The 23,590-nt window shown below is 71.4% G+C and carries 22 protein-coding genes and 4 pseudogenes; 14 read left to right on the forward strand and 12 right to left on the reverse strand.

Going from position 1 to position 23,590, the window contains the following annotated elements; genetic code table 11:
• Nucleotides 1–10: 10 nt before the first annotated feature.
• The 5 genes from KWI83_RS20465 to KWI83_RS20485 form a co-directional block, all read right to left on the reverse strand.
• Nucleotides 11–448: a DUF350 domain-containing protein gene (locus KWI83_RS20465; protein WP_218515806.1), complete on the reverse strand. Its 438-nt coding sequence runs from the start codon at nucleotides 446–448 to the stop codon at nucleotides 11–13.
• Nucleotides 449–509: 61 nt separating this feature from the next.
• Nucleotides 510–908: a DUF4247 domain-containing protein gene (locus KWI83_RS20470; RefSeq protein WP_218515807.1), complete on the reverse strand. Its 399-nt coding sequence runs from the start codon at nucleotides 906–908 to the stop codon at nucleotides 510–512.
• Nucleotides 905–1,399, reverse strand: a complete 495-nt coding sequence (locus KWI83_RS20475; RefSeq protein WP_218515808.1) for a DUF2617 family protein — start codon at nucleotides 1,397–1,399, stop codon at nucleotides 905–907. The genes KWI83_RS20470 and KWI83_RS20475 overlap by 4 nt, the downstream gene beginning before the upstream one ends.
• A gap of 313 nt (nucleotides 1,400–1,712) precedes the next feature.
• Complete coding sequence (locus KWI83_RS20480) at nucleotides 1,713–2,324, reverse strand: hypothetical protein (RefSeq protein ID WP_218515809.1); 612 nt, start codon at nucleotides 2,322–2,324, stop codon at nucleotides 1,713–1,715.
• Between the two features lie 163 nt (nucleotides 2,325–2,487).
• Nucleotides 2,488–2,952, reverse strand: a complete 465-nt coding sequence (locus KWI83_RS20485) for an SRPBCC family protein (protein ID WP_218515810.1) — start codon at nucleotides 2,950–2,952, stop codon at nucleotides 2,488–2,490.
• Nucleotides 2,953–3,238: 286 nt separating this feature from the next.
• Here KWI83_RS20485 and KWI83_RS20490 point away from each other — a divergent pair, with 286 nt between their 5' ends.
• Entirely contained in the window at nucleotides 3,239–3,529 is a 291-nt protein-coding gene (locus tag KWI83_RS20490) for a zinc-ribbon domain-containing protein (protein WP_218515811.1), read from the forward strand.
• A 33-nt stretch (nucleotides 3,530–3,562) separates the two neighbouring features.
• Here the strand turns inward: KWI83_RS20490 and KWI83_RS20495 are convergent, their stop codons facing one another.
• Nucleotides 3,563–3,955, reverse strand: coding sequence for a nuclear transport factor 2 family protein (locus tag KWI83_RS20495; RefSeq protein ID WP_218515812.1), 393 nt, complete (start codon nucleotides 3,953–3,955; stop codon nucleotides 3,563–3,565).
• Nucleotides 3,956–4,086: 131 nt separating this feature from the next.
• Between KWI83_RS20495 and KWI83_RS20500 the strand changes: the two genes are divergently transcribed.
• Entirely contained in the window at nucleotides 4,087–4,650 is a 564-nt protein-coding gene (locus tag KWI83_RS20500) for a PadR family transcriptional regulator (RefSeq protein ID WP_218515813.1), read from the forward strand.
• A 180-nt stretch (nucleotides 4,651–4,830) separates the two neighbouring features.
• Here KWI83_RS20500 and KWI83_RS20505 read toward each other — a convergent pair.
• Nucleotides 4,831–5,118, reverse strand: a pseudogene (locus KWI83_RS20505) (ABC transporter substrate-binding protein); the annotation flags it as partial.
• A 505-nt stretch (nucleotides 5,119–5,623) separates the two neighbouring features.
• Here KWI83_RS20505 and KWI83_RS20510 point away from each other — a divergent pair.
• From KWI83_RS20510 to KWI83_RS20545, 8 genes are all read left to right on the forward strand, one after another.
• Nucleotides 5,624–6,712: a sugar MFS transporter gene (locus KWI83_RS20510; protein ID WP_256362579.1), complete on the forward strand. Its 1,089-nt coding sequence runs from the start codon at nucleotides 5,624–5,626 to the stop codon at nucleotides 6,710–6,712.
• 32 nt (nucleotides 6,713–6,744) lie between these two features.
• Entirely contained in the window at nucleotides 6,745–8,493 is a 1,749-nt protein-coding gene (locus KWI83_RS20515; RefSeq protein ID WP_218515815.1) for a beta-galactosidase, read from the forward strand.
• Between the two features lie 126 nt (nucleotides 8,494–8,619).
• Nucleotides 8,620–9,681, forward strand: coding sequence for a LacI family DNA-binding transcriptional regulator (locus KWI83_RS20520; RefSeq protein WP_218515816.1), 1,062 nt, complete (start codon nucleotides 8,620–8,622; stop codon nucleotides 9,679–9,681).
• 634 nt (nucleotides 9,682–10,315) lie between these two features.
• Nucleotides 10,316–11,284, forward strand: a complete 969-nt coding sequence (locus tag KWI83_RS20525) for a RimK family alpha-L-glutamate ligase (protein WP_218515817.1) — start codon at nucleotides 10,316–10,318, stop codon at nucleotides 11,282–11,284.
• 71 nt (nucleotides 11,285–11,355) lie between these two features.
• Complete coding sequence (locus tag KWI83_RS20530; RefSeq protein WP_218515818.1) at nucleotides 11,356–11,763, forward strand: luciferase family protein; 408 nt, start codon at nucleotides 11,356–11,358, stop codon at nucleotides 11,761–11,763.
• A gap of 145 nt (nucleotides 11,764–11,908) precedes the next feature.
• On the forward strand, nucleotides 11,909–14,275 hold the full coding sequence (locus KWI83_RS20535) for a glycoside hydrolase family 65 protein (RefSeq protein WP_256362547.1): 2,367 nt from the start codon (nucleotides 11,909–11,911) through the stop codon (nucleotides 14,273–14,275).
• A 357-nt stretch (nucleotides 14,276–14,632) separates the two neighbouring features.
• Nucleotides 14,633–15,523, forward strand: a complete 891-nt coding sequence (locus tag KWI83_RS20540; protein ID WP_218515820.1) for an NAD(P)-dependent oxidoreductase — start codon at nucleotides 14,633–14,635, stop codon at nucleotides 15,521–15,523.
• Between the two features lie 38 nt (nucleotides 15,524–15,561).
• On the forward strand, nucleotides 15,562–16,017 hold the full coding sequence (locus KWI83_RS20545; protein WP_218515821.1) for an RpiB/LacA/LacB family sugar-phosphate isomerase: 456 nt from the start codon (nucleotides 15,562–15,564) through the stop codon (nucleotides 16,015–16,017).
• A gap of 13 nt (nucleotides 16,018–16,030) precedes the next feature.
• On the opposite strand, the gene KWI83_RS20550 is transcribed toward KWI83_RS20545, so the two are convergent.
• Genes KWI83_RS20550 through KWI83_RS20560 form a run of 3 tightly spaced genes read right to left on the reverse strand, consistent with a single transcriptional unit; the run spans nucleotide 16,031 to nucleotide 17,246 of the window.
• Nucleotides 16,031–16,384 carry a hypothetical protein gene (locus tag KWI83_RS20550; protein ID WP_218515822.1) on the reverse strand — a complete coding sequence of 118 codons (354 nt, stop codon included), beginning with the start codon at nucleotides 16,382–16,384 and terminating at the stop codon, nucleotides 16,031–16,033.
• Between the two features lie 57 nt (nucleotides 16,385–16,441).
• Nucleotides 16,442–16,804 (reverse strand): DUF6479 family protein, encoded by a 363-nt coding sequence (locus KWI83_RS20555; protein WP_218515823.1) that lies wholly within the window; start codon nucleotides 16,802–16,804, stop codon nucleotides 16,442–16,444.
• Nucleotides 16,805–16,841: 37 nt separating this feature from the next.
• Nucleotides 16,842–17,246 (reverse strand): ChaB family protein, encoded by a 405-nt coding sequence (locus KWI83_RS20560; RefSeq protein WP_218515824.1) that lies wholly within the window; start codon nucleotides 17,244–17,246, stop codon nucleotides 16,842–16,844.
• Between the two features lie 144 nt (nucleotides 17,247–17,390).
• Between KWI83_RS20560 and KWI83_RS20565 the strand changes: the two genes are divergently transcribed.
• The 3 genes and pseudogenes from KWI83_RS20565 to KWI83_RS20575 form a co-directional block, all read left to right on the forward strand.
• Nucleotides 17,391–17,765, forward strand: a complete 375-nt coding sequence (locus KWI83_RS20565; RefSeq protein WP_218515825.1) for a ferredoxin — start codon at nucleotides 17,391–17,393, stop codon at nucleotides 17,763–17,765.
• Between the two features lie 128 nt (nucleotides 17,766–17,893).
• Entirely contained in the window at nucleotides 17,894–19,072 is a 1,179-nt protein-coding gene (locus tag KWI83_RS20570; RefSeq protein ID WP_218515826.1) for an acyl-CoA dehydrogenase family protein, read from the forward strand.
• A gap of 122 nt (nucleotides 19,073–19,194) precedes the next feature.
• A pseudogene (locus KWI83_RS20575) lies at nucleotides 19,195–20,346 on the forward strand (IS1380 family transposase); the annotation flags it as partial.
• An 842-nt stretch (nucleotides 20,347–21,188) separates the two neighbouring features.
• Here KWI83_RS20575 and KWI83_RS20580 read toward each other — a convergent pair.
• Complete coding sequence (locus KWI83_RS20580; RefSeq protein ID WP_218515827.1) at nucleotides 21,189–22,613, reverse strand: sugar efflux transporter; 1,425 nt, start codon at nucleotides 22,611–22,613, stop codon at nucleotides 21,189–21,191.
• Between the two features lie 26 nt (nucleotides 22,614–22,639).
• Here KWI83_RS20580 and KWI83_RS20585 point away from each other — a divergent pair.
• Nucleotides 22,640–23,476 (forward strand): annotated as a pseudogene (locus KWI83_RS20585) (transposase).
• Nucleotides 23,477–23,493: 17 nt separating this feature from the next.
• Here the strand turns inward: KWI83_RS20585 and KWI83_RS38830 are convergent.
• A pseudogene (locus KWI83_RS38830) lies at nucleotides 23,494–23,590 on the reverse strand (VOC family protein); the annotation flags it as partial.

Genomic DNA, 23,590 nt, shown 5'->3' on the forward strand with positions numbered 1-23,590 from the left:
GGTGGCGGGCTCAGGAGACCGCGGCGCCGACCATGAAGGCCGTACCGAGGTACATGGCGGCCTGGACCCAGGCGGCGGGGTGGGGCCGGCCGTCCTGGTCGTCGAGGATGGCGTGGCCGAGGCGGCCGGGAGTCAGCAGCCCCACGACGCAGGCGATCAGGGTCATCACGACGACTCCGGCCAGGCCGTACAGCAGGGTGCTGAACAGGCCGTGGCTGAGGCCCAGTTCGGACTCGCTGGCCCGGATGGACTGGTCGATGACGAGGCCGATCGCGATCGTCTGGCCGGCGAGGAGGACGGCCGCGCCCCGGTTGCGCTCCGTCCACACCACATGGACCAGCTTGCCGGGGGTGACGAGGTCGAGGGCGATGAACCCGACCGCCATCACCACGAAGCCGACCAGGCCGTAGAGCAGGGCAGTGCCTGCGGACTCGAAGATCTCTGCCACGGGGTGCCTTTCGAGGACTTCTGACAGGGTGTACTGCGGTGGGCGTGGTGGCCGCGGTGGGTCACTTGCCGGAGCCGGGGCCTCCGCCACGGAACGAGTCGCTGTCGGGATCCGGCCATACCGAGCTCAGGTGCCGCTTCCAGCGGGTGTAGCCGCTGCGGTAGTCGTCGATCTCGATCCGGCTGCCGCCCAGGTAGGGGCTGATCGCGACGATGTCGTCCCGGTAGCGGAGGAAGACCATGGTGCCGCTGCTGGTGCGGTCCTGGGCCGAGGTGTGCTTGTGGATCTCGGTCGCGACCGTGGTGACCGGGTCGCTCCGGTCGAGGTAGCCCCCGCCGCCGGCACGGTATTCCTGGCGGATCCAGCTCGACGGCACGGCGTTGGTGCCTGAGCCACCGGAGCAGGCGGCGAGCGCCGCCGTGGCGAGGAACAGGACGCTGATGCGTCGGGCGGTCTTCAACGGACCTCCAGCCGGGTGTGCGTCGCCACGATCGTGCGGCTCTGCGGATACGTGTGCCAGGTACGCCAGCTCGGTCCTGTGTCGCGCCACTCGACGGTGAGTGCGGTGACCGCGTCCGGGGAGCCGGGGAAGATGCCGTACAGCGCCCGGGGATGTGCCTCCGCCCGACCGCGTATCTCCGCCACCCGAGTGCTGAACTCGCCAGCGGGACAACGGCGGAGGCGGGCCTCGAAACGGTAGTTCCAGCCGTCGACCTCGCGCTCCGCCGCGTCCGGCAGGCCTCCCTCGACGCCGGGCAGACAGGCCACGGTCTCCCGGACCGGCCCCGCGAAGACCTGATGCGAGGCACCCAGGAGCCTGAGCTGCACATCGAGCCCCCCGACGGTCAGGTCCCGCACGGCGAGCGCGGTGCACGGGGGATGACCGAGGGCGAACGAGAGCTGGTCGGCGTCGGTGTCGAGATACGGTGCGGCCAGGGCTATACCGCTCATCCGGTACCGACCCAGCACGCCACGCGCGCCCCCAGGACGGAACGCGCACACCCCAGCTTCAACGAAGATCCCCCGAGTTGGACCATGCAGAACGCCGCAGAGTATGGCACACGCGCGCGGGGCTGCGGGGTGGGGCAGACGAGGCCCACCTCTGGCTACCTGCGTGCGGCTGTGTATCGGGCGTTCGTGGACGCCGAGGCCATCGCCCGGTGGCGATACGACATGCCGGATGGCGTTGGCGAAGCTCGCCAGGCTTGGGGAGTCGGGCGAGCTTCGTTCGGGCTGACGGGGCGGTCCGGCGATGCGTCGGTCCTCAGCGGGTCCCGTTCCAGTTGTGCGCCACGTCCACCACGACGCGGTCCGTCAGCACCAGTACCCGGAAGGGCAGCCGTGCCCGCACTCCGAGTCCGATCTGCGTCTCGCCCTCGAAGCTGCCTCCGAAGCGTGCGTCCCGGAAGGTGCGGTATCCCGTGAGGTCGACGCCGGGCAGCGGGCGGCCCGCCCGTGCGGGGTACGTCGGCGCGCCGGTTTCGGGGTCGTAGGCGGGTGCGGTCACCCGTACCTCAAGGATGGCTCCGCCGCTGACCGGAATGGGGTGGCCTGATCCGTCCTGGCGGAGCTGGTCGACGTACCTGACCGAGTAGCCGAGCCCCTTTGTGCCCGCGCCGGGGAGGTCGACGACCATCCGGTCGTAGCAGGCCTGGCGGCCGGTCCTGACGTTCGTGACCGGCACGGTCGTGGTGGCGGTGCGGGTCTCGGCCGTGCTGCCCCAGCCGGTCGGACACGCCGTGGCGGGCGGGGTCGCGACCGAGGCGCGGGCCGGGGCCGCTTGCGCCGGGGTGGCCGCCACCGCCGCGGTGGCGCCCGTGAGCGCGAGCGCCACCCACACCGTCGCCTTCCTTGCCCTTTTTCTTTTTCGCGCCATTGCATCCCCCAAGGTGTGCGTGTTGGTGATATCTACCAGGACAGCCGTGACAGCCGAAAGGTTGCACCTGGGGATCACGCACTGTCATGGCCCGGGGGCAGGCGCCAAACCCCCGAGAATGCTCGTGCCGAGGGCACGGCTCTCGGGGGCGGGCCGGTCGGCGTCAGGACGGTCCGGGCTTGATGCGCCCGCGCCAGCCTCCGGTTTCGCCGCCGCGCTGCTCGATGTAGTCCTTGAAGCGACGCATGTCTCCCTTGATGCGCCGGTCCATGATCCCTGTCATGTCCGCGGCCTTCTCCGCGGCGCCCGTGGGTTCGACATCCATGACCAGTTCCACGCGGGTGTGCGTGTCGTCCAGGCGCTGGAAGCGGACAGTGCCCTTCTGGTGGGTTTCCCCCGAGGTGGTGCGCCAGGTGATCCGCTCGTCGGGGAGCTGGTCGACGATCTCGGTGTCGAACTCCCGGCGTACTCCGCCGATCTTCGTGGTCCAGTGGTTGTGGCGGTCGTCGAGTTGCCTGACCTCCTCGACGCCCTCCATGAAGTTGGGGAACTCCTCGAACTGGGTCCACTGGTTGTAGGCGGTGTGCAGGGGGACCTCGACCTCCACTGCTTCCTTGACCGTGCTCATGTCCGACCTCCTTGGCGATCGTGTCCGGCAGGCTGTCGGCCCGCCGTGCGGATCTCCGAACAGTGCAGCGAGTACCCGGGGAGGGCGGGTTAACAGCAGGGCCTTGAGTGAGTCGCACTACGTGCTGGTCGCTGCACTGGGCGTTGTCCGGCGTCCGCCGTGCCCGGGCTTCCGCGGTGCCGTTTGGCCCAGTGCATCGGTGTGTACGAGGCTGTGTTGCGAGAGCGCACCGCGCCGCTCACCGGCTCGCTGCCGACAGACGCCGCCCCGGGAAGGGAATGACCGTATGATCATCTTCGGCGCCAAGGGATACCTGTACCAGATCGCGATACTGACGCTGCTGTGCGGCCACTGCGGCAATCCCGCCGCCCACACGCTCAGGAAGCGCGTCACCAAGTTCACGCTGTTCTTTGTGCCGCTGTTCCCGTTCTCGACCAAGTACACGACCCAGTGCACGTTCTGCGGCGCGGAACAGAGGGTGACCAAGGAGCAGGCGGAGCAACTGCAGGCGCAGGCGGCAGGCGGACCGGGCGGTCAGTCGTACGGGCAACCGCAGCAGCAGCCGTACCAGTCCTGAAGGCGCCGAGGGCCTCGGTGTCCGGGCGCCGGGTCAGGCCCCGGCCGCCTCCCGCGCGATGGCGTCGAAGCGGGCGCCCATCTCCTCCGCCAGGGCCTTGGCCGCAGACAGCGGGCGGACCATGACCATCAGCTCCGCGATCTTCCCGTCCTCGTTCATGCGCAGGAAGTCGCAGCCCTGGAGCTGCTTTCCGGAGACCGTCGCGGTGAAGACCAGGGCGTGGTCGCGGGCGTCGGGGGCGCCGATCTCCCGCTCGTAGGAGAAGTCCTGGAAGACCTCGGCGACGGCGCGCAGGATCGCGGCCGTGACGGCCTTGCCGGTGTACGGCTTGAAGACGACGGGGCTGGTGAAGACGACGTCGTCGGCCAGCATGGCCTCCACGGCGTCGATGTCCTTGTCCTCGACCGCCTGACGGAAGGGATGCATCCAGGTCACCTCGGGCACTCGGATAGTCAACGAATTGAATAGGTGGCAGCGAGGCTAGGGGGCGGTGCCTGGCTTGTCCAGGGTTTGGTGGTCAACTCGTTGACTAGTCAACGCGGTGCTAACGTGGCGCGATGGCTTTGCGCAACGCGGTGATGGCCGCACTGCTGGAGGGCGAGGCGTCCGGGTACGACCTCGCGAAGGGGTTCGACGCCTCCGTCGCCAACTTCTGGATGGCCACCCCTCAGCAGCTCTACCGGGAGCTGGAACGCATGGAGCGCGAGGGCCTCGTCGTGGCCCGCGTGGTCGAGCAGGAGCGGCGGCCCAACAAGCGGCTCTTCTCCCTCACCGAGGCCGGCTTCGCCGCCGTGCGGGCCTACGTCGCCGAACCGCCCGCCCGGCCGACCGCGATCCGGGACGAGCTGATGGTCAAGGTCCAGTGCGCCGACGTCGGCGACCTGGAGGCCGTGCGCGCGGCGGTCGCCGAGCGCATCGAGTGGGCCACCGCCAAGCTGGCCCGCTACGAGCGGCTGCGGGAGCGGATGCTGAGCGGGCGCACGGAGGACGAGCACTTCGCACAGGCCGAGCGGATCGGGCCGTATCTCACGCTGCTGCGCGGGATGTCCTTCGAACGGGAGAACCTGCGCTGGTGCGAGCTGGCGCTGCGGCGGCTGAAGGAGCGCGCGGCGACGCGCTGACGCAAGCCGGAGCAGCGCGCGGCGGCGGGCTGAGCCGGGCGTGGCTGGGCGGGCGACGGCACGGCGTGTGGACCGGATCGCCGACCCTGGGGGCAGCCGTACGCCGTGCGGGCGCGGCGGTGGCGAGCGCCCACTTCAAAGGACAACGCGCCCCTGAGGCTGACCAGCTGAGGCTCCCGCTCACACCTGATGCACCCGGTCCACCAGGATGTCGACGACCAGGGGAGTGCGCGGGCCGAAACTGAGCAGGACGCCGTCGTCGAGAGTGACGACAGAGCGGTTCTGACCGGCCGGTGTCTCACGGATGCCCGGCACGTCGAGCAGTCCGTCGACGCCGCCGATCGACTCCAGGCCCTTGCTCGTCATCAGGATCACATCCGGCTGGGCCTTGATCAGGGCCTCGCTGGTCAGCGGCGTGAACGGCTTGTCCAGGCCGGACTCGACGCCCGCATCCACCGCGCCCGCGGCAGGATCCGTGAGGCGTCCTCGACGGTGACCTCACGTCCGTCGGACGAGTCGACCGTGACGGGCAACTCCGGTTGCGGTGGCTCCCCTTGGAGCGGGACGAGGGAGTTCGTCGCGAGCTGCTTCTGCGCCGCCGCGGCACGCTCACCCGCCGAGGCCGGTGACGCGTCCGCCCCCGTGGGACCGGAGCCGCCCCCACAGGCCGCGGTCAGCAGCCCAAGGGCCAGTGTCAGGGCGAGGGCGACGGGGCCACGCCGGTGCGACGGGCGGCGACGATGACGGAGCCGGGGGCGGACCCCGGCCCGCCACTTCCGTGGCGCCATCACCGCCCCACGGCAGAAACCCCTTTCACGGCACCGCGCAGGACACCTTGACGGGCATGATGTTACCGGTAACATCAATCCGCGTGACCGAGCCAACGACCGGACCTCCCGTCGCAGCCGCCCGCACCACCCCGGACACCCCCGCCTTCACCCCGCTCGCCGTGGTCGCCTCCTGTGTGGGCTTCATGCTCATCGGGGCGCTCCAGGCGTTGTACGGGCCCGCGATCCCCGCGTTCCGGCGGGAGTTCGGGCTGTCCCCGTCGGCCGCCGGGTTGGGGCTGAGCGCCCATTTCGCCGGCGGTGTCGCCGGGGTGCTGCTCTTCGACCGGCTGCACGGGCGGATCAGCAACCGGCGGCTCCTGGGCTGCTCGTATCTGCTGATGGCCGTGGGCGCGACCGGCTTCGCCCTGGCGCCCGACTGGCCGTCGGCGCTGGCCATGGCGCTGCTCGCCGGGCTCGGCTTCGGCGGCGTCGACTACGGCCTCAACCAGCTCTTCGCCATCGGCTTCGGCCACCGCTCGACGGCCATGCTCAACGTCCTCAACGCCCACTTCGGCGTGGGCGCCATGCTCGGCCCGGCCGTCGTCGGCGTGGTCGGCGCCGATCGCTACCCGGCGGTCTTCCTCGGCTTCGCACTGGTCACCCTGCCGTTGCTGCTGTGCCTGAGGGGCGTACGCGACCGGTCGCCGAAGCCCGGCGGTGCGACGGGGGAGTCCGGTGCCCTGGGCCGGAGCCTGGGATCCGTGCTCGCGGTGTTCGTCGCGCTGTACGTCCTGCACGTCGGTATCGAGGCCGGCGTCGGCGGCTGGGAGCCGACCCACCTGGAGAGCGTGGGGTACGGCGCCGGGTTCGCGGCGACCGCCACCTCCGTGTACTGGCTGATGATGACGGTCGGCCGGTTCCTTGTCGTGCCGATCGCCCTGCGCTTCTCCGCCCAGGCCATCATCACCGTCTCCTGCGCGGGCATGACCGGCTGTCTGCTGCTGGCCACGGTGCCGGGCCTCGCACCCTACGCGTACGCGGGCGTCGGCCTGTTCATCGCGCCGATCTTCCCGACCGGGCTGCCGTGGCTCAACCGGGCGGTGCCGCGGGCCCGTCGAGCCGGGGCGACGGTCATCGCCGCGTCCGTGGCCGGTGGCGTAGCGGCCGGTCCCTCGCTCGGCAAGGCCATCGAGTGGTCGGGGACGCGTGCGGTGCCGTTGCTGCTGAGCGGTGTGTCCGCGCTCTGCCTGGTGGCGACTCTCTGGCTGATCCGGGCCACTCGCCCGTCGTAGATCGATCAATCTCGTCCGAAGGGAAGTTGCCCATGCCCGCCCTGACCACGACCTCCGACGGCTTCCTGCTGCACGGTGAGCCGTTCCGGATCATCTCCGGTGCGATGCACTACTTCCGCGTCCACCCCGGCCAGTGGGCCGACCGGCTGCGCAAGGCCCGGCTGATGGGGCTCAACACGGTGGAGACGTACGTGCCGTGGAACCTCCACCAGCCCCACCCCGACGGCCCCTTCGTCCTCGACGGCATCCTGGACCTGCCGCACTACCTGAACCTGGCCCGGGCCGAGGGCCTGCACGTCCTGCTGCGGCCCGGACCCTTCATCTGCGCGGAGTGGGACGGCGGTGGCCTGCCCGCCTGGCTCACCGCCGACCCCGGCATCCGCCTGCGCAGCAGCGACCCGCGTTTCACGGACGCCGTGGACCGCTACCTCGACCAGCTGCTGCCCCCGCTGCTGCCGCACATGGCGGCATCCGGCGGCCCGGTGATCGCCGTACAGGTGGAGAACGAGCTGGGCGCCTACGGCGAGGACACCGCGTACCTCAAGCACCTGCACCACTCCCTGCGCTCGCGCGGCGTCGAGGAGCTGCTGTTCACCTGCGAACAGCCCGCCGACCTGGCGGCCGGACGTCTCCCCGGCACCCTGGCCACCGCCACCTTCGGCAGCAAGGTCGACCAGAACCTCGGCCTGCTGCGCGCCCACCAGCCCGAAGGGCCGCTGATGTGCGCGGAGTTCTGGATCGGCTGGTTCGACCACTGGGGCGAGGGCCACCACGTGCGCGACGCGGCCGACGCGGCCCGCGACCTGGACCGGCTGCTGTCGGCCGGGGCCTCGGTGAACATCTACATGTTCCACGGCGGCACCAACTTCGGCTTCACCAACGGGGCCAACCACGACCACGCCTACGCCCCGATCACCACGTCCTACGACTACGACGCCCCGCTCACCGAGAGCGGCGACCCGGGCCCGAAGTACCACGCCTTCCGCGAGGTCATCGCCCGCCATGCCCCCGTACCCGACGAGCCCGCCCCCGCACCGGGCCCCAAACTCCCGCCCACCGTCGTCGAGCTGGACCGCCGGGCCGCCCTGCTGCCCCTCGTGCCGTGGAAGTCCGACCCCGTGCACGCCGACAGCCCCCTCACCATGGAGGAACTCGGCCAGCGCTCCGGCTACACCCTCTACCGCACCACCCTCCTCACGGGCGGCGACGGCCTGCTGCACTTCGCGGGCGGTGTCGGCGACCGGGCGCAGGTCTTCCTCGACGGCGCCCCCGTCGGCGTACTGGAACGCGAACGCCACGACGAGACCCTGCCCGTCCGCGTCCCCCGCCCCGGCACCACGCTGGACGTCCTCGTGGAGAACATGGGCGGCGCCAACTACGGGCCCCGCATCGGCGAACCCAAGGGCCTGCTGGGACCGGTCACCTTCGACGGCGAGGAGCTGCGCGGCTGGGACTGCCACCCCCTGCCCCTGAACGACATCGAAGGTCTGCCGTTCGAGACCACCCCCGTCGTCGGCCCCGCCTTCCACCACGGCACCTTCGAGATCGCCGAACCTACCGACACCTTCCTCTCCCTGCCCGGCTGGACCAAGGGCCAGGCCTGGATCAACGGCTTCCACCTCGGCCGCTACTGGAACCGCGGCCCCCAACGCACCCTGTACGTCCCCGCACCCGCCCTCCGTCCCGGCGTCAACGACCTCGTCCTCCTCGAACTGCACGCCACCACCAGCACCCGCGCCCACCTCACCGACACCCCCGACCTCGGACCGGTGCAGCGCTGATCGACCGTGCCTCGGCGTCAGCCACGGCTGAGGCGCCGGGGGAGGGCGTTCCCGCCCGGCCTATCCTGTGGTTCCGCCGGGCGGGACAGGACCGCCGGGAAGAGGCCGAAGGAAGCACCGCTCGCCATGACCCGAAGCACCCCCGGCGGCCCGGCTCCCAGGGGGCGCAGCCGCCGCAGCTTCGCCGGGGCGCGCCCGGTGATGGACGACGTCGCCCGGCTGGCCGGGGTGTCCAAGCAGACCGTGTCCCGGGTGCTCAACGACCATCCGGCGGTCCGCGCCGAGACCAGGGAGGCGGTGCTGGAGGCCATGCGCGCGCTGGGGTACCGGCCGAGCCGCAGCGCCCGCTCCCTGGCCAGCGGGCGGACCCGGATGCTCGGCGTGATCTCCTTCGACGCGGCGCGGTACGGACCGGCCTCGATCCTCACCGCGATCAACACGGCGGCGCAGGGCGCCGGCTACCTGGTCAGCTCCATCGCCCTGGACACGGCCGAACGGGACACCGTGGTCCGCGCGGTGGACCGGCTGTCGGCCGAGGGCGCGGACGGCGTGATCGCCATCGCCCCGCAGCGCCGGATCGGCACCGCCCTGGCCGAGGCCGGGCTGGACGCCCCGATGGTGGTGCTGGAGAACGACCTCGGCGGCCGTACGGCCCTGATCACCGCCGACTCCTGGGCGGGAGCGCGCAAGGCCACCGAGCACCTGCTGCGCCTCGGCCACGCCACCGTCCACCACATCGCGGGCCCCACCGGCTGGACCTCGGCGGACGTACGGATGGACAGCTGGCGGGACACCCTGAACACGGCGGGCGTCCGCGTCCCCGAGCCGCTGACCGGGGACTGGAGCGCCGACTCCGGCTACGAACTGGGCCGTCGCCTGGCCCGGGACGTGGGCGTCACCGCCGTGTTCGCGTCCAACGACCAGATGGCCCTCGGCCTGCTGCGCGCCCTGCACGAGGCCGGGCGGCGGGTCCCGGACGACGTGAGCGTGGTCGGGTACGACGACATCCCCGAGGCCGCGCATCTGCTGCCGCCGCTGACCACCGTGCGCACCGACTTCGCCGAGATCGGCAGCCGCGCCCTGCGCCTGCTGCTGGACCGCATCGACGGCGTGGAACCCGGGGTCGAGCCCGTCGTACCCGTGGAACTCGTCGTCCGCCGCAGCACGGGACCGGCTCCGACGCCCTGACCGCCCGGAGGGCCGTGGGATCAGCCGTCCGGGGTGTTGGCTGGACCGAGGGCTGTGGGACCGGTCGTCCGGGGTGTTGGCTGGACCGAGGGCTGTGGGACCGGTCGTCCGGGTTGTTGGCTGGACCGAGGGCTGTGGGACCGGTCGTCCAGGTTGTTGGCTGGACCGAGGGCTGTGGGAACGGTCGTCTGGGGCGCTCCCCGTCCCCGTGGCTGTGGGACCGGCCGTCTGGGGCGCTCCCCGTCCCCGTGGCTTTGGGACCGGCCGTCTTGTGCCTTGACCCGTCCGCGTCGCCACGGGACCGGCCGTCTTGCGCCCCGACCCGTCCGCAAGTCCACGGGACCGATCGGCCTGCGGGGGCCCCTGACGTCCCCACACCCCGCAAGGCGCACGCGCGGGGCGGACGGCGCAGAGGTGGGAGCAGGAGGTGGGCGTGTGTGCGCCCTGTTATGGCCTTCCGCCGTGCGCCTACAGTGTGGCGCCCCGGTCCGCGCCGGGCGTTCGGCACGGCTCAGCCCGCAGCGACGGGCGCCGACGACCGCCCGCGCGACCGACACCACCCCGTGAGTTCGCCCGGGCCGCGCGACCGAGGGTGCGCGGCACCCGTGCGCGTCGAGAACCGCTGGAGGTCGCCGTGTCCCGACCGTGCATCGCCCTGATCACCGACCCCACTTCGCCCGAGGGCTGCGCCGAGTTCCTCGCCCGGGCGGTGGAGCTGCTCACCGGCGCCGCGCCGGTGCCCATCGACTCCCGGCACTTCGCGACCGGCGGCACCGGACGCGGACTCCCGGCCGGAGAGGGCTTACGGCTGCACGTGCCCGACGAGCAGCTGGACCTCGTACCCGACGTCGTCGTGCTCTACGAGATCCCCCCGCACCGCCGCCACGAACTCGCCGGTTTCCAGCGCCTCCTGGAACACCACGACGTGGTCACCCTCGGCACCGGCGTCGCCGCCTGGCGCACCGCCACCGAGAAGGACCTCACCGTGGAGCGGTTCCGGCGGGACGGCATCGCCCACATGGAGACCGTCGTACTGTCCCGGCCCGGCGTCGCCGAGGCGCTGGCCGCCTTCGACAAGCTCGGCCGGGACACCTGGGCCCGGCCGGTCATCGGCACCGGCGGCGGCGACACCTTCCACCTCACCACCGAGGACGGCGTGGAGCGGGCCACCGCCTTCTACGCCGAGCGCGGCACCGACTGGCTGCTGTCCCGGGACGCGGGCAACGTCACCCCGGACGGCTCCCGCCACCAGTTCCGCGTCTTCGTCCTCGGCGGCCGCGTCATCCACGCCCGCGAACACCTCCAGCCCGAACCCGACACCCCCTGCAACACCTGCCAGGGCGCCACCCCCGTCCCCATCGCCCCGCCCGACCTCCCGCCGCGCCTCGCCCAGCTGGCGATCGCGGCCACCGCGTCGGTCGGACTGCCCTTCGCCGGTGTCGACCTCGCCATCGAAAACGGCGGAGTCGTCTTCGAGGTGAACGTGCAGCCCGCCTTCGTCGACGGCGAGGTCGAGACGGTCGCCGTGCCGTACATCGAGGCCCATCTCAACGCCCTGGCGGCGGCCCGCAGGGCGCGCCCCGTGCGGCGGCTGCCCGCGTGAGGATCCTCACGCCTGGGTTACGAAACGTTCAACCACTGGTATCGGTGGGGTGATGCGGCGACGATGGAGACATGACTCTGGCCCAGCGCGCCCTGGAGCAACTGCAGGCCTGGCCCGACCTCACGGCGGGACCGGCCAGTTGCGGCACGGGGCGGGCAGTTCGCTCCGCCCGCAGCGAGATCGCCCACTTCCACACGGCCCACGACGTGGACCTGCACCTGACAAGCCGGGCCATCCGGCGGTTCGCCCATGACCTCAGCGTCTCCACGGCGATCCGGCTGGTGCCCGGCTCCCGGTGGGTGACCGTCCACCTCGACTGCGACACGGACGTCGACCTGCTGCTGAGCCTGGTGAGCGTCGCCCTCCAGGCCCACCAGGAGCAGCCCCCGGCCGAGCCCGCCCGGCCCGGCGGGTGCAACTTCCACCGGGTCACGGTGCTGCGCCGCGACCCGGCCGGCGTGGCACCCTTGGCCCCGTAGGGCCGCTCCGGCGCGGTCCCGCTCGTCACCGGCGTGGGCCGCACCGCCCCGCAGGGCGTCGGGGAGAGACTGCATCCGCACGGGTGCCGAGACAGCCGTACCGGATCTCGGGCGAGCCGCCTGCTGCGGGAGGAGCACCGAGGTGATGGGCTGGACCTGGGAGTACGAGGGCTACGAACCGGCCGACGAGCGGCTGCGCGAGTCGCTGTGCACGCTCGGCAACGGCTACTTCGCCACCCGCGGCGCCCTGCCGGAGTCCTCCGCGGACGATGTGCACTACCCGGGGACCTATGTGGCCGGCTGCTACAACCGGCTGATCTCCTACGTGGCCGGACGCAGGGTCGAGAACGAGGACCTGGTCAACGTGCCCAACTGGCTGCCGCTGCGCTTCCGGCTGCGCGGCCGCCCCTGGCTCACCCCGGACACCGCGACCGTGCTCGAACACCGCCTGGTGCTGCACCTGTCCTCGGGCGTGCTGGAGCGGCTCACCCGCTACGGGCTGGGCAACGGACGGGCACTGACGGTGCGCCAGCAGCGGCTGGTGCACATGGCCGACCCGCACCTGGCGGCGCTGCGCACCGAGTTCACCACCGACGGCTTCTCCGGCGAACTGCACGTCGAGGCCGCCCTCGACGGCGGCGTCACCAACGCCGGAGTGCCCCGCTACCGGGATCTGGACGGCCACCACCTCACCCACGAGCACGCGGGCACCGCCGAGCACGACACGGTGTGGCTGCGCTGCCGCACCCGCACCTCCGACATCCGTATCGGCATGGCGTCCCGCATCACCGCCGACGCGCCCGTCACCGTCCGGCACGCCCGCCCCCGCACCATCCAGCGGGTCCGGCTGCGCCTGGTGCCGGGCCGCCCCGCCACCGTCGACAAGACCGTCGCGCTGCACACCTCGCGCGACCCCGCGATCAGCGACCCGCTGTACGCCGCCGTCGCCCGCGTCGGCCGCGCCCCCGACTTCGACGAGCTGCTGCGCAGCCACCGCACCGCCTGGGCCCAACTGTGGCGCCGCGCCGACCTCGACGTCCCCGGCGAGGCCGGGAGCATCCTGCGGCTGCACCTCTTCCACGTGCTGCAGACGCTCTCCCCGCACACCGCCGACCTCGACGTCGGCGTGCCCGCCCGCGGACTGCACGGCGAGGCCTACCGCGGCCATGTCTTCTGGGACGAGCTGTTCGTCCTGCCCTTCCTCAACCTGCACTTCCCCGAGGTCTCCCGGGCCCTGCTGCGCTACCGCCACCGCCGCCTCGAACAGGCCTGCACCGCCGCCCTGGACGCCGGCCGCCGGGGCGCGATGTACCCCTGGCAGAGCGGCAGCGACGGCCGGGAGGAGACCCAGCAGCTGCACCTCAACCCGCGCTCGGGCCGCTGGCTGCCGGACCACTCCCACCTCCAGCACCACGTCGGCTCGGCGATCGCGTACAACGTGTGGCAGTACTGCGAGGCCAGCGGCGACACCGAGTTCCGGCAGACCAAGGCCGCCGAGATGCTGCTCCAGATCGCCCGCTTCTGGGCCGACGCGGCCCGTTACGACAAGGCCCTCGGCCGGTACCGCATCCGGGGCGTGGTCGGCCCCGACGAGTACCACGACGCCTACCCCGGCGCCCAGCAGCCCGGCCTGAACGACAACGCCTACACCAACGTCACCGCCTCCTGGGTCCTCGCCCGCACCCTGGAGCTGCTGCACGGCCTGCCCGAGCCGCGGCGCCTCGAACTCGCCGAGCGCACCGGCCTGGACGACGACGAACTCGACCACTGGGAGGAGGTCTCCCGCACCCTGCACGTGCCCTTCCACGAGGGCGTCATCAGCCAGTTCGACGGCTACGGCGACCTCGTCGAACTCGACTGGCACCGCTACCGGCAGGAGTACGGCGACATCCGCCGGCTGGACCGGATCCTGGAGGCCGAGGGCGACACCGTCAACCGCTACCAGGCCTCCAAGCAGGCCGACGTCCTGATGCTCGGCTACCTGTTCGCACCGGCCGAACTGCAGGGGTTGTTCGCCCGGTTGGGGCTGCGGCTGGACCAGGAGACCTGGCAGCGCACCGTCGACTACTACCTCCATCGCACCAGCCACGGCTCCACCCTCAGCGGCCTGGTGCACGGCTGGATCCTCACCCGGGCCCGGCGCGCCGAGGCCTGGCAGTTCGTGCAGGAGGCCCTGCGCGGTGACATCGCCGACGTCCAGGGCGGCACCACCGGCGAGGGCATCCACCTCGGCGCCATGGCCGGCACCCTCGACCTCGTCCAGCGCGGCCTGACCGGCCTGGAGACCCGCGAGGGCGCCCTGTGGCTGGACCCGGTCCCGCTGCCGGAGCTGTCCTCGTACGGCCTCTCCCTGCGCTACCAGGGAAACTGGGGCGTCCGCCTGCGCCTGCGCCACGGCCGCATGGAGATCAGCGTGCCGTCGTCCGACGAGACGCCCATCGACGTACGCCTGCCGGGCCGGGCCGTGCGTCTGAAGCCGGGGGAGTCGGGGCGACTGGTGCTGCCGGAGTGAGCCGCCGCCGCTGGGCTGTCCTGACCAGGACCGGTCGGCGTGCCGCAGCCGGTCGCGGACCCGGGCCACGTCCGGGTTGACGTCCGCCGAGGGCGTTGCGGACCGGCGGGCCCGGGGAGCGGCTCGGCGTGCCGGAACGCCTGGCCGGTGGAGGACCTGCCCGGCGGCCGGGTGCGCTTCCTCACCCAGGACACCCGGATCGGCGCGCCCGCCGCGGCCCTCGCTCAGCAGTGCCCGAGCCCGATGCTCCACGGCCACCAGGCCTGCCGCCGTGCGGGATGTGACCAAGGAGTGGCATCGTCGGAGCCGACGGTCCGAGCAGGGCAGCGATCACCGTACCGATCAGGAAGTTGACGCATGAGCGACACACTCACCGTGAGTGTCCTGGGCACCGGCATCATGGGCGCCGCGATGGCCCGCAACCTCGCCAGGGCCGGACACACCGTCCGCGCCTGGAACCGCAGCCGGGACAAGGCCGAACCGCTCGCCGCCGACGGCGCGCACATCACCGACACCCCCGCCGAGGCCGTCGAGGGCGCCGACACCGTCCTCACCATGCTCTACGACGGGGCCGCCGTCCGGGACGTCATGCGCCAGGCCGCGCCCGCCCTGCGCCCCGGCACCGCCTGGGCGCAGTCGACGACCGTGGGCCTGGACTCCGTCGCCGAACTGGCCGCCTTCGCCGAGGAACACGGCCTGGTCTTCTACGACGCCCCCGTGCTCGGCACCCGCCAGCCCGCCGAGGCCGGACAGCTGCTCGTGCTCGCCGCCGGTCCGGGCACCGGCCGGGGAGCCGTCACGCCCGTCTTCGACGCGGTCGGCAACCGCACGGTGTGGACCGGCGAGGACGGCGCCGCCGGCACCGCGACGCGGCTGAAGCTGGTCGCCAACAGCTGGGTCCTCGCCGCCACCAACGCGGCCGGCGAGGCCCTCGCCCTGGCGCGGGCGCTCGGCGTGGACCCGCAGAACTTCTTCGACGCCATCGCGGGCGGCCCGCTCGACATGGGCTATTTGCGCGTCAAGAGCGGGCTCATCCTCGACGACCGGCTGTCCCCGCCCCAGTTCGCGGTGACCACAGCCGCGAAGGACGCCCGGCTGATCGTCGAGGCGGGCGAGCGGCACGGCGTACGGCTCGATGTCGCCGCCGCGGGCGCGCAGCGGCTGGCCCGCGCCGCCGCGCAGGGCCACGGCGACGAGGACATGGCCGCCGCGTACTTCGCCAGCTTCGACGAAGCGCCCTCCGCATGATCCTCGTTCGCAGCCCGGGCTGACGTAGGCTCCGAGGCATGCGGATCTCCGTTTCCTCGGACATGGACGAACCCGTCGCCCGCCTGCTCGTCACGGAACTGCGCGACCGCGGCCACGAGGTGCTCACCCACGGCGCGCTGCGCGCCGGTGACGACCCGCAGTGGGCGGCGTGCTCGTCGGCGGCGGCACGGGACGTGGCCGACGGGACGTCGGCGATGGCGGTGGTGTGCTGCTGGACCGGCACCGGCGCGTCGATCGCCGCGAACAAGGTGCCGGGCGTACGGGCGGCCCTGTGCACCGACGCGTACACGGCCGACGGCGCCCGCCGCTGGAACGACGCGAACGTGCTGGCGCTGAGCCTGCGGCTGACCTCCGAGCCGGTCCTGAAGGAGATCCTCGACGCCTGGTTCGCCGGGCAGGCCGGCGAGGACGCCGAGGACCGGGGGAACGTGGCCCGCATCGAACAGCTGGACGACGGTCGGGCCCTGCCCTGAGGCTCCCCCCTTCCTAGTGACGGTTCGCCTTCGGCTTCCCCCGCTGGTCCGGCGTGCCGTGCGGCGGCGGGCCGGCGGGCTCCGGCGATGTCGCGGGCGACACCGGGGAACCGGCCCGCCTTCCCGCGCCCTGCTCGGGGCGCGTCGCCGACGGGTCGCCGGACGTCGGCTCCGCCCCCGCCTTCAGCTGCTCCAGCCGCGTCGTGAGCAGCTCGGTCACCGGCACCCGGTCGGCGTGCGTCCGCTCATAGGCGAGAAGCTCCTCCACCTCCTCGGTGGTCAGCGACCGCACCCGGGCCTCCAGACCGCCGATCGGCAGATGGTCGTAGTCGGGCAGTGGCAGGGCGCTGTGACCGGCGTCGGCCATGATCTTCCCTTCCCTCTGTCTGTCTGTGCTCTGCGTCCGTGCTGCCGGGGGCGGCGCTCAGTGCGCGCCGAGCCCACCGCCGCCGAACGAACCGGTGGTGCCCTTGGCCCAGCGGGGCCGGTCCTTCGACGCGCTCGGCCGGGTCTGCATGTTGGTCAGCTCGTACGGCGTCAGCGGGCGACCGCCCTTGGGGATCACGGGCACCTCGTCGGGCTCCCGGTTCTCCCGGACCTCGTGCACCGGGCCCTCCGGCGGCAGATGGGGCTGCTCATCCGGCCGCGGACGCGGGGGTTCACTGAGCTTGATGCGGTTGCCGAGCCAGAAGCTTCCCGCGAGCACCGCGAACACGGCGATGGCGGCCACGAACAGCCCCAGAGCGAGCAGTCCGCTCTGCGCCAGCTGCATGGATGCGGTATTCATATCGGACGAATACCCCCTAAATCGGCAGCGAACCGGATCACTGGGACCGGGCGGCACGCGTCTTGGAACGGTTGGCCTTGCGGATCGCGTCGAGCAGTTCCGGCTTCGACATCCGGGACCGTCCGTCGATCCCGAGCCGCTTGGCGATGTCGTAGAGATGCTGCTTCGAGGCGCTCTCGTCGACGCCCTCGCCGCTGCGCCCGCCCTGGCCGCGCGGCCTGGCCGACTGCGGGTCCGAGGGCCCCTTGCGACCGCCTTCCTTGCGCTCCCAGTGGTCGCCGACCTTCTCGTGCGTGTGCTTCAGCGCGCCGTAGGCCACGCGGTGGGCCCGCTCGCCCTCGCCGTACTGCTCGACCGCCGAGTCGTGCGCCTTGATCCAGGTGCGCTGGGCCTCCCGGGAGGAGCGCTCCAGGGTCGAGGGGAGTTCCTCCCGTCCGGGCATCTGATCCACCTCCCTCGTTCCTCGTTCGTCCGTTCGTCCGTTCGTCCGGGGTTCTCCGGGTGCCCGCGCGCGATGGCGGAAAACGGGCCTTACCCTTCGTCCCGGCGGGGGTTTGGCGTAGGCCGCCCTGGCTACCCGCGCGGTGTGAGTTCGACGACTTCGCAGCAGGACGTCTTCCGGTTCCTGGAAGATCGCTTCGCCTGCGCGCAGGCGTGCACGGAGTGTGCGCGGGCGTGCGCGCTGCGCGCGAGCCTGGTGGATCCGGACGGAACCGAGGAGCAGGAGTTCCTGCGCCGCAAAGGGATCATGTGTGCGGAGGTCTGCGACGCGACCTGCCGGATGCTGTCCGAGCAGACCCTCGTCGACGAGGACGGACTGCGGGTCCAGCTGGAGTGGTGCCGCACCGTGTGCCTGGAGTGCGCGCATGTCTTCGACGGCCACCCCGGCGCCGAGGACGCCGCGGCGGCGTGCCGGGCCTGTGCCCGGGCCTGCACGGAGTTCCTGGGCACGCTGGGCTGAGCCGCGCACCGTGGGCGCCCGGTGGGGAGCCGGGGCGACTTCACCCGACCGCCGCCATTCCCAATTTCTGAAACACGTTCTACGGTGTGCGCCGTCAGGCAGGACCGCCCTGGGAGCCTGGAGGCGCCGTGCACCTCGCATACACGCCCGAGCAGCAGCGGCTGCGCACCGAACTGCGTGCCTACTTCGCCGAGCTGGTGCCGGACAACGCCCGTCTGCGGCATGCGGAGCCCGCCGCGCAGAAGCGGTTCTACCGCGACACCGTCCGGCGGCTCGGCACCGACGGCTGGCTCGGCGTGGGCTGGCCCGAGGAGTACGGCGGGCGCGGGCTCACCGCGATGGAGCAGTTCATCTTCTTCGACGAGGCCGCCCAGGCGGGGGTGCCACTACCGCTGATGGCCCTGAACACCGTCGGGCCCACGATCATGCAGTACGGCACCGAGGAGCAGAAGGCCTATTTCCTGCCGCGCATCCTCTCCGGCGAGATCGACTTCGCGATCGGCTACAGCGAGCCCGACGCGGGCACCGACCTGGCCTCCCTCAAGACCCGCGCGGTGCGCGAGGGGGACGCATACGTGGTCAACGGCCACAAGATCTGGACCACCAACGGCGACACCGCCGACTGGGTCTGGCTGGCCGTGCGCACCGATCCGGACGCCCCGCCCCACCGGGGCATCACCATGCTGCTGGCGCCGACGTCCGACCCCGGCTATTCCTGCACCGTCATCAAAACCCTCGCCGGCCACGACACCACGGCCAGCTACTACGAGAACATCCGCGTCCCCGTCTCCCGCCGGGTCGGCGAGGAGAACCAGGGCTGGCGGCTGATCACCAACCAGCTCAACCACGAACGTGTCACCCTCGCCGCGCACGGCACCATGGCGATCCGCGCCCTGCACGACGTCCGGCGCTGGGCGAGCCGCACCAAGCTCACCGACGGCCGCCGCGTCATCGACCTGCCCTGGGTACGCCGCCGCCTCGCCCAGGCCCACACCCGCCTGGACGCCCTGAAACTCCTCAACTGGCAGATGGTCAGCGCCGTCCAGCACGGCACGCTCACCCCGCAGGACGCCTCCGCGGTCAAGGTCTACGGCTCCGAGGCGCGCCGCGACGCCTACGCCTGGCTCATGGAAGTCGTCGGCGCGACGGGCGCGCTGCAGGAGGGCTCGGCCGGGGCGGTGCTGCACGGCGAGCTGGAGCGCGGCTACCGCTCCGCGGTGATCTTCACCTTCGGCGGCGGCAACAACGAGATCCAGCGCGAGATCATCTCGTGGATCGGCCTGGGCATGCCCCGGGTACGGCGTTAGCCTCGCGCTTTCACCAAGTGGCCTGTCCGAGGCTTGATCAAATAAGCGAGGAGTGCCGCTGACCTGGGGCGATGGGACTTGTCCAGGGTCCTGTTCGTCGTCGGGAATGCTGCACTCCTCAGGTGAAGAAGCGTATCGGGTCGTATCCGCGTGTCCGTGTTGAGGGCGGCGGTCGTGGGGTGGTGGCGCAGGCCGGGGCCGTTCTGCTGGTGGAGACAGCACGCAAGACGGGCTTGGACCAGGCGGTATCTGCGGCGCTGGCACCGTGGCGCAAGCCGCGGGCCGTGCACGATCCGGGCAAGATCCTGCTGGATGTCGCGTTCGCGATCGCGCTGGGCGGGGACTGCCTGGCCGATGTGGGCATGCTGCGGGCCGAGCCCGACGTGTTCGGGCCGGTCGCCTCCGACCCGACCGTCTCCCGCCTCATCGACGCGCTTGCCGCGGGCGGCAAGCGCGCCCTGGCCGCGATCCGCACCGCCCGCGCCGAAGTACGCGAGCACGTCTGGAGGCTGGCCGGCCATTCAGCGCCGGACGCGGACGGGCAGGTGATCGTGGACCTCGACGGGGTGCTCGTCATCGCGCATTCCGACAAGCAGGACGCCGCCGCGACCTGGAAGAAGACCTATGGCCATCACCCGCTGATGGGGTTCGTGGACCACGGCCGCGGCGGGGCCGGGGAACCGGTCGTGGGCCTGCTACGGCCCGGCAATGCCGGCTCCAACACCGCGGCCGACCACATCGAGGCCGCGAGACTGGCCCTGGCCCAGCTGCCGAAGAAGTACCGGCGCGGGCGGCAGACGCTCATACGTTGTGACTCCGGCGGCGGCACCCACGAATTCGTCGACTGGCTGTCCGCGCGCGGGCGGTGGCTGTCGTACTCGGTCGGGATGACCATTACCGATGCCATCCACCAGGCCGTCTTGAAGATCCCCGCGTCGGCGTGGACACCGGCCATCGAGCCGGACGGCGAGGTCCGCGACGGCGCCTGGGTAGCCGAACTTGACGCCGGCAGCGACTGCCTGACCGGCTGGCCGAAGGGGATACGGCTGACCGTCCGCAAGGAACGCCCGCATCCGGGCGCCCAGTTGCGCTTCACCGACGCCGACGGGATGCGGCTGACGTGCTTCGCCACCAACACCACGCACACCCCGATCGCCGAGCTGGAACTGCGGCACCGCCAGCGGACCCGCGCCGAGGACCGCATCCGCGCCGCCCGCGCGACCGGCCTGCGCAACCTCCCCCTGCACGACGCGGCGCAGAACCAGATCTGGCTGGAGGCCTGGCCGTCTCGCCCGCGCCCAGGCAGCGGACTGGGCCCTACGCCAGACCTGCCGTTCGGCAGTTCGACGACAGCGGGCCGTCGCCCGCCTGGTGGCGCTGCAGATTGCCGCACATACCGACGATCACGGTCGGGGCCGCGTCGAAACCGCCCATTTGATCCGGACGACAGGTCTCTCCTCTGTGGCCATGGCGACTCTGCTCGACCAACTTGCGGTGGCGGGTGCCCTCGGTCGTTGGAAGCTCGACACGGCAACCGATGAAGTTTGCTGGACTTCTGAGTCTCGTGTGACCGGGGCGGCGTCCCTGGGTGAGCGGAGGGAAGCGGAGAACCGCGGCCACAGGCCCCTTTGAGCTTCTAACAGGATCGTGCTGAACGGCCCTGGCCCGAGCGGTCGCCGGGACTGAAGCACTCTCTTGTCCCACCGCGGTAAGCGGCCTTGGTTCGGTGTCCTGCGGAACCAGCCTGGCGCACCCTCTGAGAGGCACGAGGCACCGCACAGGCCGTCCACTGAAGTTGAATTCTGGGGACAGTTAGAGCGTGTTGCCTCAGCTTGAGCCTGGACCCCAACAGAGATCAGCAGGTGATGCCGAGGCTCTATTGATGATGTCGGCGGGGTCAGACGCCAGTACACGCGGTTCCGGAAGGGAGAATTCCTCCCCAACTCCACTCGCTGTGACTTCCTCAACTGGCTCGGCTACACCGGCGCGCTGGAGAACGAGGCGGTCGCACGGTTACGTGTGCCGGGGCCGAACTCGGCGCTCTCCGGCGCGGGTCCGGCTCCCGTAGGGCCGGCCGCGGGTGGCCGCGAGGGTTGCCGCTCCGGGGGCCGACTCTTCACCGGTCCGCCGTCGGGCTGGTGCCGGGTTCGGCGTCCTTGCCGGACCCCGACTCCGGGCGGCTGCCCGCATCCGGACGGGCGCCGTGGCGTGTGACGGCACGCCACCCCGCCGCGACCAGAAACGCGGCAGCCGTCGACAGCCCTGCGCAGACGAAGAACACGGCTGTGTAACCGGCCCACTGGGTGACTACGCCCGCGGTGGCGCCGGCCAGCAGGATGCCGGCCTGCTGGGAGGAGGTGTACAGCGAAGACGCGGTGCCCGCCCGACCTGGCAGGGCGTCCTGCAGCAGCGAGAGCGGCAGGCTCAGCAGCACACCGGTGCAGGCGGCACCGGGTAGTTGAGACAGGAGCAGCGCGGCCGGGGAGTGTACGAAAGGCAGCGTGGCGAAGAACAGCGCCGATACGGCCGCTGCGCCCAGCACGAGACGCCAAGCGCCGAGGCGGTGTGCGTACCGTCCGGTCAGCACGATGACCGGCACCTCCAGGGCAGCCGCGACGCCGATCATCAGCCCGGTGAAACTCGGGCGGAGCCCCAGATCGAGCGTGACGAAGAGCGCGATGTTGATCTGGTAGATCGAGTTGACTGCGAGGAAGAGGACCACGGCCGGCAAGAGCAGCAGCAGCAGCGGGCGGCCCGGCCCGGTGAACGGGTTTCCGACGGATTTCCGCTTGGCAGGGTCTCGCGGTAGGTCGGGGAGCAGACACCGGCACAAGAGTCCCGACATGGCGTAGAGGAATGCCGCCAGCAGGTAGAGCGGAACGAAGCCCTGGGCGTCGACGAGTAGGAACCCCAGCGGCGGGCCGATGATCCAGCACACCGAGGTGACCGACCGCAGTATGGAGTTCAGGAGAGTCGAATCGAGCGCACGGGACTGTGCGTAGTCCCGGTTGTAGGCGAAGATCTGCGCGAATCCGGCGCCGCCAAGGCCGAACAGCACCGCGCCGGTGGCCAGGAGAAGCAGGTAGTCGCGGAACGCCGCGTAGGAGAGTGCGCCAGCCGCGGACAACAGGGGACACAGCATCAGGAGCGTCCGGCGGTTGAGCATGCGGTCCGACAGTGTGCCGACCGTCAGACCGGCGGCGATCTCCAGCACTCCCCGTGCTGAGAAGAACAGTCCGGTCATGAGCGGTGTCGCCCCGACCGGACCGGCCAGGAACAGGCTCACGGAGGTACTCACCAACGCGCCCGCCAGGCCGATCATCGCTGTGTTGACCGCCATGCCGCGCAGTGTTGTGTCCTTCAGTACGCGGGTGGCACCGGTGCCGTTCCGTGCGCTGCTGATGTCCGTCTTCAAACTGGACCTCTCCAGGGCGCGGCCGTGCTTGACCATAGCCCGACTGAGGTTGTCATAAATGGCAATCTCTAGGCAACTAATGCCAGAACACTGGATGATCGATTCCAAGGGATCGGCTGCGCGCATGAGGTGAGGGAGCCCAAAGTGCGGTTGTGACGCCAGACTTGGACTCCCTCGCCACCGCACTGGACGTGAAAACCGACGACCTGCTGAAGGCATCGCCGCATCTCGCGCCATGGCGACCGGCTGTCGGGACCACCCCTAAACTCACCGACGCCGAGCTGGTCACCCTCGCGGTGATGCAGGCCATGCTCGGGTTCACCTCCGAGGCCAAGTGGCTCCGCCACACCCGCGCTCACCCGCGGCACCTGTTCCTGTACGTGCCCCAGCAGCCCAGCTACAACAAGCGTCTGCGCAAGGCCACCGAGCTGCTCCGCCGTGCGGCCGCTCCCGCGAGACCGTCAAACGCTCCGAGCTGGCCGGATGGGCCGAGTACGGCTACTGCGCCAGTTCAGCCGCTTCTTTTGGGGCCTGCGCCTGCATTGGTGTGCACGCTCCAGGGACTGCCCGTCGCCTTCGCCCTGACCGGAGCGAAAGCCGACGAGCGCGAGACGCTGCTGGACCTGCTCGACGCCGAACCGGAACTCCTCGCCACCCGGCCCGGACAGACCTTGATCGGCGACAAGAACTACTTCGGCCGCGACTTCGAGAACCAGCTGGCCGAGCACGGAATCCGGCTGCTGCGGCCAACCTGCAAGGGCGAACCGGAGCGGCCCGGAGCCGAGCTGTTCAAACCACTGCGGCAGGTTATCGAGTCGGTCAACGAGACCTTCAAGGGCCAGCTCAACCTCGAACAGCACCACGGCCGCACGCCTGCCGGCGTCGTCGCCCGCATCATGCAGCGCATCCTCACGCTGACCACCGCCATCTGGCACAACGACCAGAGCGGACAGCCCGTGCTGCGCTCACTGATCGCCTACGACCACTAACCCTTGGGAGTGATCATCTAGTTGGACGGTGCCAGGGTGCGCAGGACGTCGAACTCGTTGCCCTCGGGGTCGACCATGACCACCCAGCTCCGGCCAGGGCCCTGGCCCACGTCC

The sequence above is a fragment of the Streptomyces sp. TRM70350 genome (assembly GCF_019219825.1).
Classification (GTDB): domain Bacteria; phylum Actinomycetota; class Actinomycetes; order Streptomycetales; family Streptomycetaceae; genus Streptomyces.

What these genes read in the sequence shown, in the direction of transcription:
- KWI83_RS20475 (WP_218515808.1), bottom strand. Translation starts at nt 1,399, where the DNA reads ATGAGCGGTATAGCCCTGGCCGCACCGTATCTCGACACCGACGCCGAC.
- KWI83_RS20480 (WP_218515809.1), bottom strand. Translation starts at nt 2,324, where the DNA reads ATGGCGCGAAAAAGAAAAAGGGCAAGGAAGGCGACGGTGTGGGTGGCG.
- KWI83_RS20485 (WP_218515810.1), bottom strand. Translation starts at nt 2,952, where the DNA reads ATGAGCACGGTCAAGGAAGCAGTGGAGGTCGAGGTCCCCCTGCACACC.
- KWI83_RS20490 (WP_218515811.1), top strand. Translation starts at nt 3,239, where the DNA reads ATGATCATCTTCGGCGCCAAGGGATACCTGTACCAGATCGCGATACTG.
- KWI83_RS20495 (WP_218515812.1), bottom strand. Translation starts at nt 3,955, where the DNA reads ATGCATCCCTTCCGTCAGGCGGTCGAGGACAAGGACATCGACGCCGTG.
- KWI83_RS20500 (WP_218515813.1), top strand. Translation starts at nt 4,087, where the DNA reads ATGGCTTTGCGCAACGCGGTGATGGCCGCACTGCTGGAGGGCGAGGCG.
- KWI83_RS20510 (WP_256362579.1), top strand. Translation starts at nt 5,624, where the DNA reads ATGCTCATCGGGGCGCTCCAGGCGTTGTACGGGCCCGCGATCCCCGCG.
- KWI83_RS20515 (WP_218515815.1), top strand. Translation starts at nt 6,745, where the DNA reads ATGCCCGCCCTGACCACGACCTCCGACGGCTTCCTGCTGCACGGTGAG.
- KWI83_RS20520 (WP_218515816.1), top strand. Translation starts at nt 8,620, where the DNA reads ATGACCCGAAGCACCCCCGGCGGCCCGGCTCCCAGGGGGCGCAGCCGC.
- KWI83_RS20530 (WP_218515818.1), top strand. Translation starts at nt 11,356, where the DNA reads ATGACTCTGGCCCAGCGCGCCCTGGAGCAACTGCAGGCCTGGCCCGAC.
- KWI83_RS20535 (WP_256362547.1), top strand. Translation starts at nt 11,909, where the DNA reads ATGGGCTGGACCTGGGAGTACGAGGGCTACGAACCGGCCGACGAGCGG.
- KWI83_RS20540 (WP_218515820.1), top strand. Translation starts at nt 14,633, where the DNA reads ATGAGCGACACACTCACCGTGAGTGTCCTGGGCACCGGCATCATGGGC.
- KWI83_RS20545 (WP_218515821.1), top strand. Translation starts at nt 15,562, where the DNA reads ATGCGGATCTCCGTTTCCTCGGACATGGACGAACCCGTCGCCCGCCTG.
- KWI83_RS20550 (WP_218515822.1), bottom strand. Translation starts at nt 16,384, where the DNA reads ATGGCCGACGCCGGTCACAGCGCCCTGCCACTGCCCGACTACGACCAT.
- KWI83_RS20555 (WP_218515823.1), bottom strand. Translation starts at nt 16,804, where the DNA reads ATGAATACCGCATCCATGCAGCTGGCGCAGAGCGGACTGCTCGCTCTG.
- KWI83_RS20560 (WP_218515824.1), bottom strand. Translation starts at nt 17,246, where the DNA reads ATGCCCGGACGGGAGGAACTCCCCTCGACCCTGGAGCGCTCCTCCCGG.
- KWI83_RS20580 (WP_218515827.1), bottom strand. Translation starts at nt 22,613, where the DNA reads ATGCGCGCAGCCGATCCCTTGGAATCGATCATCCAGTGTTCTGGCATT.